The sequence below is a fragment of the Streptomyces thermospinosisporus genome (assembly GCF_039526425.1).
Taxonomy (GTDB): Bacteria; Actinomycetota; Actinomycetes; order Streptomycetales; family Streptomycetaceae; genus Streptomyces; species Streptomyces thermocarboxydovorans.
On the sequence record NZ_BAAAIZ010000039.1, the window covers coordinates 32,429 to 46,813 of the forward strand.

12 protein-coding genes are annotated in these 14,385 nt (G+C 69.0%); 9 read left to right on the plus strand and 3 right to left on the minus strand.

The features are described from left to right. Positions 1-2: 2 nt before the first annotated feature. On the minus strand, positions 3-2,126 hold the full coding sequence (locus tag ABD207_RS14570; protein ID WP_344013136.1) for a S9 family peptidase: 2,124 nt from the start codon (positions 2,124-2,126) through the stop codon (positions 3-5). 207 nt (positions 2,127-2,333) lie between these two features. Between ABD207_RS14570 and ABD207_RS14575 the strand changes: the two genes are divergently transcribed. The 4 genes from ABD207_RS14575 to ABD207_RS14590 all read left to right on the plus strand — a co-directional run bounded on the left by ABD207_RS14575 (position 2,334) and on the right by ABD207_RS14590 (position 9,395). Then, on the plus strand, positions 2,334-2,528 hold the full coding sequence (locus tag ABD207_RS14575; RefSeq protein ID WP_344001688.1) for a hypothetical protein: 195 nt from the start codon (positions 2,334-2,336) through the stop codon (positions 2,526-2,528). Between the two features lie 155 nt (positions 2,529-2,683). Next, positions 2,684-6,280 carry a type I restriction endonuclease subunit R gene (locus ABD207_RS14580; RefSeq protein ID WP_344013138.1) on the plus strand — a complete coding sequence of 1,199 codons (3,597 nt, stop codon included), beginning with the start codon at positions 2,684-2,686 and terminating at the stop codon, positions 6,278-6,280. Next, positions 6,277-7,803 carry a restriction endonuclease subunit S gene (locus ABD207_RS14585; RefSeq protein WP_344013140.1) on the plus strand — a complete coding sequence of 509 codons (1,527 nt, stop codon included), beginning with the start codon at positions 6,277-6,279 and terminating at the stop codon, positions 7,801-7,803. The genes ABD207_RS14580 and ABD207_RS14585 overlap by 4 nt, the downstream gene beginning before the upstream one ends. After that, a complete protein-coding gene (locus ABD207_RS14590; RefSeq protein WP_344013143.1) occupies positions 7,800-9,395 on the plus strand; it encodes a type I restriction-modification system subunit M in 1,596 nt (531 codons plus the stop codon). The genes ABD207_RS14585 and ABD207_RS14590 overlap by 4 nt, the downstream gene beginning before the upstream one ends. 11 nt (positions 9,396-9,406) lie before the next feature. Here ABD207_RS14590 and ABD207_RS14595 read toward each other — a convergent pair whose 3' ends face one another. Both ABD207_RS14595 and ABD207_RS14600 read right to left on the minus strand, forming a co-directional pair. Continuing rightward, positions 9,407-9,616: a DUF397 domain-containing protein gene (locus ABD207_RS14595; protein ID WP_344013145.1), complete on the minus strand. Its 210-nt coding sequence runs from the start codon at positions 9,614-9,616 to the stop codon at positions 9,407-9,409. After that, on the minus strand, positions 9,613-10,497 hold the full coding sequence (locus ABD207_RS14600; protein ID WP_344013147.1) for a helix-turn-helix domain-containing protein: 885 nt from the start codon (positions 10,495-10,497) through the stop codon (positions 9,613-9,615). Before ABD207_RS14600 ends, ABD207_RS14595 begins: the two co-directional genes overlap by 4 nt. Before the next feature lie 512 nt (positions 10,498-11,009). Here ABD207_RS14600 and ABD207_RS14605 point away from each other — a divergent pair. The 5 genes from ABD207_RS14605 to ABD207_RS14625 all read left to right on the plus strand — a co-directional run. Next, the gene (locus tag ABD207_RS14605) at positions 11,010-11,969 is read left to right on the plus strand and encodes a helix-turn-helix domain-containing protein (RefSeq protein ID WP_344013148.1); all 960 of its coding nucleotides are present in this window, start codon (positions 11,010-11,012) and stop codon (positions 11,967-11,969) included. A gap of 51 nt (positions 11,970-12,020) precedes the next feature. Next, on the plus strand, positions 12,021-12,638 hold the full coding sequence (locus ABD207_RS14610) for a Uma2 family endonuclease (RefSeq protein WP_344013149.1): 618 nt from the start codon (positions 12,021-12,023) through the stop codon (positions 12,636-12,638). Positions 12,639-12,676: 38 nt separating this feature from the next. Beyond that, entirely contained in the window at positions 12,677-13,252 is a 576-nt protein-coding gene (locus ABD207_RS14615; RefSeq protein WP_344013151.1) for a hypothetical protein, read from the plus strand. Positions 13,253-13,300: 48 nt separating this feature from the next. Beyond that, on the plus strand, positions 13,301-14,161 hold the full coding sequence (gene mshB / locus ABD207_RS14620; protein ID WP_344013152.1) for an N-acetyl-1-D-myo-inositol-2-amino-2-deoxy-alpha-D-glucopyranoside deacetylase: 861 nt from the start codon (positions 13,301-13,303) through the stop codon (positions 14,159-14,161). After that, positions 14,158-14,385: DUF6113 family protein (locus ABD207_RS14625; RefSeq protein WP_344013153.1), on the plus strand; the 228-nt coding region annotated here is incomplete at its 3' end. The genes mshB and ABD207_RS14625, both read left to right, overlap by 4 nt.

The following is a 14,385-nucleotide window of genomic DNA, read 5'->3' on the forward strand; positions in this document are numbered from 1 at the left end:
GCTCAGTCCGTGCGCAGCCCCAGCGACCGCTTGAGGAAGTCCACCTGGAGCAGCAGCAGATTCTCCGCGACCTGCTCCTGCGGGGTCATGTGGGTCACCCCCGACAGCGGCAGCACCTCGTGCGGCCGGCCCGCGGCCAGCAGCGCGGAGGACAGCCGCAGGGCATGGGCGACGACCACATTGTCGTCGGCGAGCCCGTGCACGATCATCAGCGGGCGGTGCGGACCGGCGGCACCGGACAGCCCGTCGTCGGTGACGAGGGAGCTCCTCGCGTACGACTCCGGCTGCGCGGCCGGGTCGCCCAGGTACCGCTCGGTGTAGTGGGTGTCGTACAGCCGCCAGTCCGTCACCGGGGCGCCGGCGATCCCGGCGTGGAAGACGTCGGGCCGGCGCAGCACGGCCAGCGCGGCGAGGTAGCCGCCGTAGGACCAACCGCGGATGGCGACCCGCGACAGGTCCAGCGGGTGGGACGCCGCCAGGTCCTGGAGGGCCTCGATCTGGTCGTCCAGGGAGAGGGTGAAGTCGTGGTGGACGGCCTTCTCCCAGGCGGGGGAGCGGCCCGGGGTGCCCCGGCCGTCGGCGACGACCACCGCGAAGCCCTGGTCGGCGAACCACTGCGAGGTGAGGTGCGGGTTGTGCGCGGCCAGCACCCGGGCGCCGTGGGGTCCGCCGTAGGGGTCCATGAGGACGGGGAGCGGGGCGTTCCCGGAGTAGTCCCGGGGCATAAGCACGGCGCACGGGATGCGGCGTGCGCCCCCATAGGTCAAGGTCACCCGGGGCGACATGCCGGGATCGTCGGCATATGACAGGACAGCCGCCGTCGGTTTCCCGTCACGCAGGATCCGCACCCGCGAACCTGGCCGGTCCAGGGTCGCCGACACCAGCACGGTGACGTCCCCGGCCCGCACCGCCGAGTGCACCCCGGGCTCCTGCGAGAGCCGCTCCACACCCAGCTCGTTCACCCGGTACACGTGCACCTCGCCGATCTCCGGCTCGGCCGCCTCCTCGCCCGCCGAGGCCGCGACCAGCACGTCGTCGTCGGAGACGTCGAGCACCGCCCGCAGGTGCAACTGCGGCCCGGTGAGCGGCCGTTCGCCCACCACCAGGCGCCGTGCACCCCCCTCGTCGGTGATCCGCACCAGCCGCCCGGAGGGGCTCCAGCACGGAACCCCGGGGATAAGTTCAAGCCAAGTCGGATCTTCGTCGGCGTGCACCATCCGGGTCGCCCCGGTGTCGGGGTCCAGCGCCAGGAACAGCTGGCTGCGCTGATCGCGCGCCTGCACCAGCAGCAGCGGCGCACCCGCCCCTGACCAGTGCACTCGCGCGAGATACGGGTAGCGGGCCCGGTCCCAGGACACCTCCGTGCGCACCCCGTCGAGCCCGATCACGAACAGCCGTACGTCGGCATTGGCGGTGCCCGCCGCGGGGTACGCCACCCGGCTCGGCTCCCGCTCCGGGTGCGCCGGATCGGAGATCCACCACCGCCGCACCGGCGTGTCGTCCACGCGCGCCACGAGCAACCGGTCCGACTCCGGTGCCCACCAGAACCCCCGCGAGCGCCCCATCTCCTCGGCGGCGATGAACTCGGCCATTCCGTAGGACACGTGGTCGCCGTCGGGGGCGGCGAGTGCGCGGTCGTCCGCTCCCTCCGCGGAGACGACCCGCAGGGCGCCGCCGGCGACGTAGGCGACATGGCGGCCGTCGGGGGAGGGGCGGGGGTCGATCACCGGGCCGGCGGCGGGCAGCTCGCGTGCCGTCCCGGCTCGCAGCTCGGCCGTGAAAAGCCGCCCTGACAAGGCAAAAGATGCCAGCTCCACGGCGGCGTCGGTGGCGTAGGAGACGATGCCGGCCCCGCCCTCGCGGCTGCGTTCGCGCCGGGCCCGCTCCTCCGGGGAGAGGTGTTCCTCGGTGCCTCCGAGGAGGGCGCGCGGGTCGGCCGCCACGCGCTCTGTGCCCTCCTCCGTGTCGAGCACCCACAGCGAGTTCGCCCGGTCCGTGCCGGAACCCGAGCGCAGGAACACGACACGGGAGCCGTCGGGCGCCACGGTGAACGAACGCGGCGCGCCGAGCGTGAAGCGCTGGGTGCGGGCGTGCCGTCGGGGGAAGGAGTCGGTCTCGGTCGTCATGCCCTGACCATATTGGCCATGCGCCCCCTTGTGCGGCCGTGCGCCGATCGATGCGCAGGCACGAATAGTTATGATCGCTGGCGCGGAGTGGGTATGAACCCGCTTGGCACGCACGTGGATTTATCTGTGTCGACAACTGCATCAACAACTGGATGGCCGTGTCGACTTGTCTGCCCCCATGTCTTGGACCCTTGGAGGTGAGCCGCCGTGGCACTCTCGATTTCGGCGGTGGTGCTGCTGGCGATCATCGTCTTCCTGCTGATCAAGAAGTCGGGCCTGAAGGCCGGCCACGCGATCGTGTGCATGCTCCTCGGCTTCTACCTCGCGTCCTCCACCATCGCTCCGACGATCAACGATCTGACGACGAACATCGCGGGCATGATCGGCAGCATCAAGTTCTGAGCAACGCTCGGCCGGTGCCCCAAGGCGTGTTCGGCCCACGCCGCGGTCCGGGCTTCGTGAGTCCGGTTTTCCTGCTCCCCCTGGCCGAGACTCCGTAAGCTTGTCGGGCGCGGCCCGAGCGGGGGCACAGCGAGGGGACGAGGGGGGCGGCGCGCGTGGACGACGAGAGCGTGGACAGGAGACTGCGGGAGCTCGCGAAGGCGTCTCCCAACTTCGGGCGCCTCTACGGCTACCAGCCGCTCCTTGCCATCTACGGCTCCCAGGCCGAACTCACCGTCCTGACCAACCCGAACGCCGCCTACGTCAGCGCCGGCCAGTTCGGTGAGGTGCTGGCCCAGGAGTTCGTCACGCGGACGGGCACGCGCGTCGAAGGGACCCGCCAGATCGACCGTCTCAACGCGCTCACCCGGGCCGGGGTCCTGGTCGGCTGGAGCCGTGCCGCCTTCGACACATTGCGCCGGGGCCGCAACGACGCCGCGCACAACCACCTCTTCGACACCACCAAGGCCTTGGAAGCCCTGAAGCTGTGCTGGCAGCTGGGCGATCTCTTCGACCGGGCCATGGGCGGCACCCGAGCGGTCACCGCGTTCGTCCCGCCCACGCTCCCCGCCGAGACGCCCCAGACCGATCCGCAGGAGATCGCGGAGCTGCGCGAGGCGCTGGACGGGCACCGGCGCACACTGGCCGAGTCCCGCGTGAAGCTGTCGGAGGTGGGCGACCGCCTGGAGGCCGAACGCCGGGCCCGCGCCGAGGCCGAACGGATCATCGCCAGCGCCGAACGGGCCAAGGCCACCTACGCCGCGCAGGTCGAGGAGCTGCAAGCACAGATTGCCGAGCTGCGGGCAGTGCACCAGCAGCAATACGACCGTGAACGGCTCAAGCCCCGGCCTGTTGCCTCCGCCGCGCGCGACGCCATCGTGGAGCGCGCCCAGCGTCCCGCCCCGCTCAATGAGGTGCAGGCGCGAGCAAAGATCGACGCGATGCTGGTCAAGGCAGGCTGGCTGGTCCAGGACAAAGCGGACGCCAACCCGTTGGCAGGCACGGGCGTCGCCGTCCGTGAGTTCACCCTCGCCACCGGCCGCGCCGATTACGTCCTCTACGTCGACGGGAAGATCGTCGGCGTCATCGAGGCCAAGCGCGAGGGGACACCCCTGGCCGGTGCCCTCGCCCAGAACGAGCGGTACGCGGCGGGCGTGCTCAAGGAACACGCCATGGCCGTATGGCGCAGCGAGGAGCCCTTCGCCTTCCGCTACGCCACCACCGGCACCGAGACGTACTTCCTCAACCGGATCGATCCGGATGCCCGCTCCCGCGAGGTCTTCTCCTTCCACCGCCCCGAGACCCTCGCCGGGTGGATGCGGTACGCCGACGAGCACCCGGACGCGCCCACCTTCCGGGCGGCCCTGCGCACCGCCATGCCGCTGCTGGAGACGCATGGCCTGCGCATGGCCCAGGTCGAGGCGATCACAGGCCTCGAGGAGTCCCTGGCCGCCGACCGGCCGCGCGCCCTGATCCAGATGGCCACGGGTGCCGGCAAGACCTTCACCGCGGTCACCGAGACCTACCGGCTGCTCCGGTACGCCGGTGCCCGCCGGATCCTCTTCCTCGTCGACCGCAACAACCTCGGCCGCCAGGCCCGCGCGGAGTTCGACAAGTACCGCACCCCGGACGAGAACCGGAAGCTCACCGACCTCTACAACGTCGACATGCTGGGCCGCGGCGGCCTCCAGGAGACCTCCTCGGTGGTCATCTCGACGATCCAGCGGATGTACGCCCTCCTCAAGGGCGAGCCGCTGGACGACGGGGCGGAGACCCAGGACCGCGAGGACGACGCCGCCGCGCCGCTGGACGAGTCCTACGTGGCGGACGAGCCGATCACGGTGGAGTACAACCCCGACGTCCCGATCGAGTCGTTCGACGTGATCGTCGTCGACGAGTGCCACCGCTCCATCTACGGCCTGTGGCGCGGCGTCCTGGAGTACTTCGACGCCCATCTCGTGGGCCTCACCGCCACGCCCACCCGCCAGACCAAGGGCTTCTTCGACAACAACGAGGTCTCGCGGTACACCTACGAACAGGCGGTCGCCGACGGTGTCAACGTCGACTTCGACATCGTCCGCGTCAGGACCGACCTGCGGGACGAGGGCGCCGTCGCGACGATCGAGGCGGGCACGACGGTCCGCATCCGCGACCGGCAGACCCGCGCCCAGCGGTACGAGGAACTGGACGAGGACTTCACCTACACCGCCCCGCAGATCGGCCGCACGGTCATCACGGAGGACGAGGTCCGCGCCGTGCTGACGGTCTACCGAGACAACTGGAAGCGCTGGTTCCCCAGTAGGGCCGACCTCCCCAAGACCCTGATCTTCGCGGGCCCCTACGACGACCACGCCGACGAGGTGCTCAAGCAGGTCAAGCAGGTCTTCGGCCGGGGCGACGAGTTCGCCAAGAAGATCACCTACCGGTCCCGTGACGACGGCGACGACCCCGAGGCCCTCATCAACGACCTGCGCAACTCGCCCCGGCTGCGGGTCGCGGTCACCGTCGACATGATCGCCACGGGCACGGACGTCAAGCCGCTGGAGTGTGTGATCTTCCTGCGTCCGGTGAAGAGCCCGGTGATGTTCGAGCAGATGAAGGGCCGGGGCGCCCGCTCCATCGACGCGGACGAGCTGAAGGCGGTCACCCCGGAGGCGGCGCCCGACCTGCGCAAGGACCGCTTCGTCCTCATCGACGCGGTCGGTGTCACCGACTCCCCGCTGGTGGACGCCCGCCCGCTGATCCCGGCGGGCGCACAGCGCGGCATCCCGCTGACCAGACTCCTCGACAAGGCCGGCACACGGTCCCTGACGGCCGACGAGGCGGAGACCCTGGCCCGGCGGCTGGCCCGCATCGACCGCCAGCTCGGGGACGAGGAGAGGAAGCTCCTGGCCGAGGCGTCCGGGGGAGCGAGCCTGGCCGACCTGGCCCGCCGCATCACGGACGCGGTGGACGTCGACACGCAGGACCGGGCCCGGCGCGAGGGTGGTCGGGAACTGGCGCAGAAGCTGGTCCACGACGCGGTGGCCCCGCTCACCGCCCGCCCCGGGCTGCGCAAACTCATCCTCGAGATCCGCCACCAGCAGGACCTGACCTACGACGAGACGACCGAGGTCAAGGTCACCGAGGTCCGCGAGGTCCCGAGGGAGGAGCGGGCACGCAAGGAACTGGCCGAGTTCAACTCCCTGCTGGAGAAGGAGCAACGGGACGAGAACGCGGCGATACGCGTCGCCCTGGGCAGCGGTTCGCGGGTCCCTCCGCGCGAGGCACGGGCCGCGCTGCGGGAGCTGGCGGGCCGCATCCGCGCCACGAACCGTGCCTGGACTCCGGCGGTCCTGTGGGACCACTACGAACAGCTCGGCAAGGCCGCGGCCGGCCCCGGCAAGGAGGCAGGCCTCGGCGACCTGATGCGGCTCATCCGCTACGAGCTGGGCGCGGACGACGAGCTGAAGCCGTACCGTACGGTGGTCGAGGAGCGCTTCGAGGGCTGGCTGCTGCGCCAGCGGCAGGCGGGCGCGGAGTTCACCGAGGACCAGCTGTGGTGGCTGGAGCGGATAAAGAACGCCATCGCCGTCGATGTCGGCATCGAGCCCGGGGATTTCTCCGTGGCACCCTTCTCGGAGCGCGGCGGCGGCCGAGGCTTCATGCGGGCGTTCGGGGACAAGGACCGGGCGCTGGAACTGTTGGATGAGCTGAATCAGGAACTGGCTTGAGCGAGAGCGTGGACGGTATTCCGATCCCATCCAGCTGGGCGTGGGTGGAACTGGGAGAGGTTGCGGAATCGGTTCGCAACGGAATCTATGTCTCGCGCCCTGGAGCCACACCCGATGGTGTGCCGATTCTGCGCATCGGTGCAGTTCGCCCCATGAAGCTTCACTTGTCGGACTTGCGTTATACGGGGATGGAGTCCGCTGAAGTCGAGGAGCGTGACGGCATGCTCAGGCCCGGTGATCTGCTCTTCACCCGGTACAACGGTAATCCGGAGTTCGTAGGTGCCTGTGCGCAAGTCCCCCAGGGTGTGGGTGATTTGACCTACCCGGACAAACTGATTCGGGTACGGCTTGACTCTCGGGTGATCGACAGTCGTTTCGCCTGCTATGCCTGGGCTTCGGCCTTCGTGCGGCGGCAGGTGCGGCAGTGCATCAAGACGTCCGCTGGGCAGGTGGGGATTGCGGGCGGCGCTTTGAAGAAGATCAGGCTGCCACTTCCACCGCTTGCGGAGCAGCACCGGATCGTCGAGGCGCTCGAAGAGCAGTTGTCGCGGCTGGATGCTGCCGAGGAGGGTGTTCGCAAGGTTGCGCGGCGCATCGATGGCCTGCTTGAGCGGGTCACCGACTTCACTGCCAGCGTTGTTGTCGGAGCTGACGACCCCGCTGCGCCAGATCCCGAAGAGGCCGGTTCGATCGATGGGAATCTGCCGCGCATCCCAGCGGATTGGCGATGGATGCGCCTTGGCGAGTTGGCCGATGTCGTCGGTGGCGTGACAAAGGACAAGAAGAAGCAGTCCGATCCGGACTTTCCTGAAGTTCCGTACCTGCGTGTAGCCAATGTCCAGCGTGGTCGCCTCGACCTCGAGCATGTCGCGAGCATTCGAGTTCCGCAGAAGAAGGCTGAACAGCTGAGACTGCAAGACGGTGACGTCCTGATGAATGAGGGAGGTGACCGCGACAAGCTGGGCAGAGGATGGGTTTGGCGCGGGCAGGTTCCCGACGCCATTCACCAGAACCACGTCTTCAGGGCGCGCATCCGCGATGATGTGCTCATTCCGGAACTTCTTTCCTGGTATGCGAACGGCGCAGCGAAGTGGTTCGAGGGAAACGGGAAGCAGAGTACAAACCTTGCCTCCATCAGCCTGAGTAAGATCAAGAACTTGCCCGTGCCCGTGCCGCCGCGATGTGAGCAGGAACGGATCGCGGAGCGGATCGAAGAACGGCTGACCCAGCTCAGGCACGCTCGCGCAACCACTGAACGTGTCCTCCGCCAAGGGGTGAACCTACGGGACGCCCTTTTGCGTAAGGCGTTCCAAGGGGAGCTTGTTGCACAGAACGAGGCTGATGTCCCCGCAGCGGTGGCTCTCGCCCGTATCGCTGCCGAACGGGCAGCGCAGCCCAAGCCCAAGCGTCAGCGCAAGGGCGCGGCCAAGATGCCTGGGCAGCGAGCCGCTGAGTCAACCGCCCCAGCCCCCGAACCGACCCCCGCCCCCGCCCTCGCCGTACAGCAGGAGTTCGACCTGTGACCGCCCCCGCAGACGCCCAGCAGCCCGCCGCCGAGTCGGCCAAGACGGCCAAGGCGGTTGCCCAGACCAACACGCTTGTCTCCAAGCTCTGGAACTACTGCAACGTCCTCCGCGACAACGGCATGTCCACCATCGAGTACGTCGAGCAGCTTTCCTACCTGCTCTTCCTCAAGATGGTCGACGAGATCGAGAACGATCCGTGGGACGGCCACGACATGAGCGCCGTCGTCCCCGCCGAGTACAACTGGAAGTCCCTCGTCACCAAGCGCGGCCCCGAGCTCGAGAAGCACTACCGCGCTGTCCTCGAGAACCTGGGCCGCCACCCCGACACCACCATCGGCACGATCTTCGCCGAAGCCCAGAACCGCATCACCAAGCCCGCCCTCCTCGAAAAACTCGTCGTCGACCTGATCGGCCGCGAGGACTGGACGGTCACCGGCACCGACCTCAAGGGCGACGCCTACGAGGGCCTGCTCGCCAAGGGCGCCTCGGACACCAAGACCGGCGCCGGCCAGTACTTCACGCCCCGCCCCCTCATCGACGCCATCGTCGACGTCATGCAGCCCGGCCCGGACGACACCATCACCGACCCGGCCTGCGGCACCGGTGGCTTCCTCATCGCTGCCCACGCCTACATCCGCGACCACCACATGAAGACCATGTCGCTGGACGAGCGCAGGGCCTATGACGAGGGCCGCAAGATCTGGGGCAACGAACTCGTCACCGGTACCGCCCGCCTCGCTGCGATGAACATGCTCCTCCACGGCATCGGCAAGAGCGACGGCCCGAGCCTGATCACCGTCGGAGACGCCCTCGCTGAGAAGCCCAGCGGCAAGCACGCAACCCTGGTCCTCGCGAACCCTCCCTTCGGCCGCAAGTCCGCCATCACCGTGATCGGTCAGGACGGCGAAGTCGAGAAGGAAGACATCCAGTACGACCGCGAGGACTTCACCGCCACCACCACCAACAAGCAGCTGAACTTCCTGCAACACATCATGTCGCTCACAGCGGTTGGCGGGCGCGCAGCCGTCGTCCTCCCCGACAACGTCCTCTTCGAAGGCGGCGCGGGAGAGAAGGTCCGCCGCAAGCTGCTCGACGAGTTCGACCTGCATACCATCCTGAGGCTGCCCACCGGCATCTTCTACGCGGGCGGGGTCAAGGCGAACGTTCTCTTCTTCGAGAAGAAGCCCCCGCGCGCCGACGGCAAGCCGCACACCACCGAGACGTGGGTCTACGACTTCCGCACGGGTCAGCACTTCACGCTGAAGCAGCGCCCGCTGACCCGCGCCCACTTGGACGACTTCGTGGCGGCCTACCGGCCAGGTGAGCCCCGCTCCTCGCGTGTCGAGTCGGAGGACGAGAACGGGCCGTTCAAGAAGTTCACCTACGAGGAACTGATCGCCCGCGACAAGGTCAACCTCGACATCACGTGGATGAAGGATCCCGCCCTGGACGACGCCGACAGCGGCCTGCCGCCCGAGGTGATCGCCGAGGAGATCGTCCGCGACCTCCAGTCCGCCCTGAACGAGTTCACGGCCATCGCCCGCTCCCTTGGCAGCGACATGGACGTACCGGAGGCCGAGGTCGAGTAGGAGTCGCCGGCTCAGCCCCCGACCGCGTACGGCACGAAGTCGGCCCACGCGGTGGGGGTGAAGGCCAGCTGGGGGCCTTCGAGGTGCTTCGAGTCACGGACGTGGACGGTGCTGGGCTCCACAGCGATCTCTATGCAGGAGTCGCCCTCGCTGCTGCTGCTGTAGCTGCTCTTGAACCACGCCAGGTCGGAGGCGTCCCCGGACGAGGTCTTGCGGGTCATGTTTCCCCCAGCAGTTGCTCGATGAATGAGGCGGACTCACGTGGCGTGAGGGCCTGCGCCCGGATGATGCCATACCGGAGTTCCAGGATACGGAGCTGCCTGGGCTCGGAAACCGGTCGGCCGTTGGCAACTGCCGGGGAACGTCCCACCATTGAGCCGTCCTCGAACTTCAGCACCTCGATGCCACCTGCCAGTCCGGCGTGCTCCTCACGGTCCGTCGGCATCACTTGCAACTCGACGTTCCTCAACTGCCCTAGTTCGAGCAAGTGTTCCAGCTGCTGACGCAGCCTGGTTCTTCCGCCCAGTGGCCGCCGAAGCGTCCACTCCTCCAGGACGAAACTGAGTTCAGGTGCAGGGTCTCGCTCGAAGACGGCCTTGCGAGCTACACGAGCGGAGATGAACCGCTCCACCTCCTCCGCCGAGTAGGCGGGGCGCCTCATGAGGAGCAGCCCTCGGGCGTAGTCAGGCGTCTGCAGTAGCCCGTGGATGTTCAAGGGATCGTAGAGCTGAAGCTCCACCGCCCGCGCCTCCATCTGCGCCAGATCCCGGACCTTCTTCGGGTACCGGACCTTCTTCACGTCCTCCTTCATCGCCGCGACGAGCCCCCGGGCGCCGAGCACCTCGTCCGCCGTGTCCAGATACTCGGGGCGGGGGATCCGCTTGCCGGCCTCGATCTTGTAGACCAGGTCTTCCCCGTACCCGACCGCCGCCGCGAACTCGCCGACCCGCATCCCTGCGGCCTCCCGGCGGAGCCTCAACTGCCGTCCCACGGTAGCCACTACGGCGAGGGCCCAGGCGTCGTCCGGGTCCACCTCCCAGCCCGGCTCGTCCGTCTGATCCGTCTCGGTCCTGACCCGCACCGCCTCGCCGTTCACCGACATGCGCGCCCCTCCGTAGTGCTGTGCCGTGCTGTCGCGCCCCGCCCGCAGGAGCCGTGCCGACAGCCCGGACAGCGCTGGACAAGTCCTGGACGGTAGCTCTACGTAGCGAAGCAACTACTTCACACGGTACGTCCGGTCGGACACGCTGAGTGACGTGAATCAGGAAATCGCCGAGACCAGGACCCGACCCGTGAGGGGTGCTTCCCGCGCATGACCGTCCGGGCGGAGATGGATCTCACGGCACTGGAACCCGGCTCCCCGCGTTCCGGTGCCGTCGACGACTGAAAGGCAAAGAACTCGGGGTGAAAGAACCCTTCCAAGCCCCACCCCTCCCGCCCACGGCCGCGCTCACTCGGGCGGGTGAACATCCCCGGACCGGCTGGAACTGCCAGCCCTCCAGGCCCGACGCTCAGCGCAACGCACCACCACAACCGCAGACATGTAACGGCCCCCGCCGGGACGGGCAATCCCAGTGCGAGGGCCTGACCACCGAGGAAGAGTGGACCTTCCTGATGGATACGCAGAACCCTAGCGTGCCCTCGCGCGCGCAGGCCCGCCTTGCGGGCGACAAGCACCCGAACCGGCGGCCCGGAGCGGCCCACCGCACGGGCGGGCTCCAGCACGACAACACCCGCCACACCTCCCGCTTCGTGGTGATCGGCAACCACCTGGCCCAGCATCCGGAACTCTCGCTGCTGGCGATCGGGCTCGGCACCCACCTCCAGTCGTTGCCCAAGGGCGCACCGGTCGACATCAAGACCCTCGCCGCCCGGTTCCCCGAGGGAGCCACCCGGATCGCCGCGGCCCTGCGCGAGCTGGAGGCGCACGGCTATCTGCGGCGCGAACGCGTCCGCACCCCCTCCGGCCGGATCGTCACCCGCACGATCTCCTGCAACCAGCCGGCGGCGGCCCGCCGCTCCATCGAAGGCGTCTCCCGGGCGCCACGGGCACCCCGGGATTCCCGGGAGCCCCGGGAGCCCCGGGCGGAGCACACCCCGAGCGGGAGCAGTGGGAGCAGTGGGAGCCGTGGGCCGCGAGAACCCCGGGGCAGGCTGCTCCCCGCAGTGCCCCGCCCCGAGTGCAATGTCCCCGCGTTGTTCCAGGCCGCCACCGACCTCCTGGCGGACCTCCGCCGCCATGACTCACGACTGCTCCTCTCGGCCGACGACACGGCCCATCTGGCGCCCGGTGTCGCCGCCTGGCTGGAACGGGACGTCACCCCCACGGCCGTACGCAGGGCTCTGACCGCCGATCTACCGCCGGAGGGCCTACGGCGCCCCGCCGCCCTCCTGGCTCACCGCCTTGCCGCTCAGCTCCCGCCCCCCGCCCCGTACCGAGCACGGGCCACAGCCCCACCGGCACCCACCCGGTACCCGATGCGGAACTGCGACGGCTGCGACCGCGGCTTCCGTTCACCCCATCCCGGAGCACTCTGCCGCGACTGCCGAAGCGATCTCCAGGAGGCCGCCTAGCGTGAACGTGACGATGCTTCCCCTGGGCACGGATGACGAGGACCGAGCGCCATGACCATCCCATCCGACGACGCGCAGCAAAGCGCCTCTCACCGGTACCGGGCCATGCGCGACTTCCTGCAGTCCACGGACGACACGCTGCCGGGCAAGTTCGAGATCACCAAGGAAGGGATCGTCCACGACCTGAACGCGCCCAGCGCTCGGCACGAGCTGACCACAGCGCGGCTCCGGAAACGGCTGGAGAAGGTGATGCCGGAAGAGATCGTCGCCCACACGGGCAAGCCCGATGTGGAGGACGAACTCGAAGGCATCCTGCGTCGCCCCGACGTCATGGTGATCGCAGAGGCGGACATGGAAGGTGAGGGAACCTTTGACCCTCGCACCCTCCTCGCCGCTGTCGAGGTCGCTTCGCGTTCCAACCCGGACAACGACTGGGTCGCCAAGCTCCGCGACTACCCCCTGATCGGCATCCCCGTCTACGCGATCTTCGATCCCCGCACCGGCACCGGCGCTGTCTTCACCGACATCCACCCCACCCCCGAAGGCCCCCGGTACGCCACCCGCAAGGATTTCGTCTACGGCGAGGACGTCACCATCGGGGAGTGGACCATCTCCACGAGCGGCCTGCCGCGCTACCAGGACGACGGCACGGAGCACGTCAAGACGTGAGGGACGTGTTCCGGAAACCGAGGGGACTGTTTCAGTCAATGCTCACGCCCTTCCGGTCTCCCACGATCGACATCGACGACTTCTACCGGGCCGCCTGGGTGCAGGCCGTCGCCGCCCTTGACCACTGGCTGCACGAGGAGGTGCTGCGCCGGGTCGCTGAACTGACGCTGAAGGACAGCCCCGCGATGCCGCCCCAGTTGCGGAGATACGAGCTGCCGCTGCACCAGGTCGAGGCAGTGCGGCGGGGTGAGGTCACGCTCTCCGAGGCGGTCGTGGAGCACCTGCGTGACAAGCTCTCCGTCCAGGCCCTCCAGCACCCTGGCAAGATCGCCGAAGTGCTCAGACTCGTGACCGAGAAAAAGGTCTGGTACGAGGCGGCGGGCTGCATCAACAAGGAGTTCTTCCAGGGGCGCACGACATTCAACGAGAAGACGCTGCGCAGCCGCTTTCTGGAGATCACCCAGCGCCGCAACAAGATCGCACATGACGCCGACCTGATCGACGGGGATCTCAAACAGCGGCGTCCGATCGACGAGGCCGAGGTGACAGACGCCATCGACTGGATCGAGCGCATCGCGCTTGCCATCGCTCATGTACTCGATGACAAGGCATGACGGGCCCGGAACCACCGGCGCGCCGCCGTGGCCTCGTAGGCTGGGGCCATGACGGAACTGCCCGCTCGTCGTCTGCTGCTGGTGCACGCGCACCCGGACGACGAGTCGATCAACAACGGCGTGACCATGGCGCGGTATGCCGCCGAGGGCGTGCACGTGACGCTGGTCACCTGCACGCTCGGCGAGCGGGGCGAGGTCATCCCGCCCGAACTGGCCCACCTCAGCGGTGCCGCCCTCGGGCAGCACCGCCACCGGGAGCTGAGCGAGGCCATGCGCGCGCTCGGCGTGAAGGACTTCCGGCTGCTCGGCGGCGCCGGCCGGTACAGCGACTCCGGGATGATGGGGCTGCCCGACAACGACGACCCCGGCTGCTTCTGGCAGGCCGACGTGGACCAGGCGGCCCGGCTGCTCGTCGAGGTGATCCGCGAGGTGCGGCCCCAGGTGCTCGTCACCTACGACGACAACGGCGGATACGGGCATCCCGACCACATCCAGACCAACCGCGTCGCCATGCGGGCCGTCGAGCTGGCCGAGGAGGCCGGCTGCCCCGTCTCCAAGGTCTACTGGAACCGGGTCCCCCGCTCCGTCGCCGAGCAGGCCTTCGACCGGCTCCGGGAGGACCTGCCCCGCCTGCCCTTCGAGAAGGCGGCCACCGTCGACGACGTGCCGGGCGTCGTCGACGACGAGCGCATCACCGCCGCCGTCGAGGGCACCGGGCCCGCCGCCGCGGCCAAGGCCGCCGCGATGCGCACGCACGCCACCCAGATCACCGTGCACGAGCCGTACTTCGTCCTCTCCAACGGGCTCGCCCAGCCCCTGTTCACCACCGAGTACTACGAGTTGGTACGGGGGCGTCCGTCCGGCATCAGGGAGAGTGACCTGTTCGCCGGGATCGGAGAGACGCCATGAGCGGCGGCAACGGGCCCCTGCTCGCCCAGCCGCTGCGCCCGCCGTCCGCCGGGCGGATCGCCGCGTATCTGGGGCTGTTCGTCCTCGGCGCCGTCGTCGGGGCGGCCGGGGCGCTGGTGCAGCCGGCCTGGTTCCCGGGCGGCCTGCTGCTCGCCCTCGCCGCCGAGGCCGGCCTGTGCCTGGGGGCGGCCCGCGCCCTGCGCAGCCGCGCCGCCGCCGCTGCC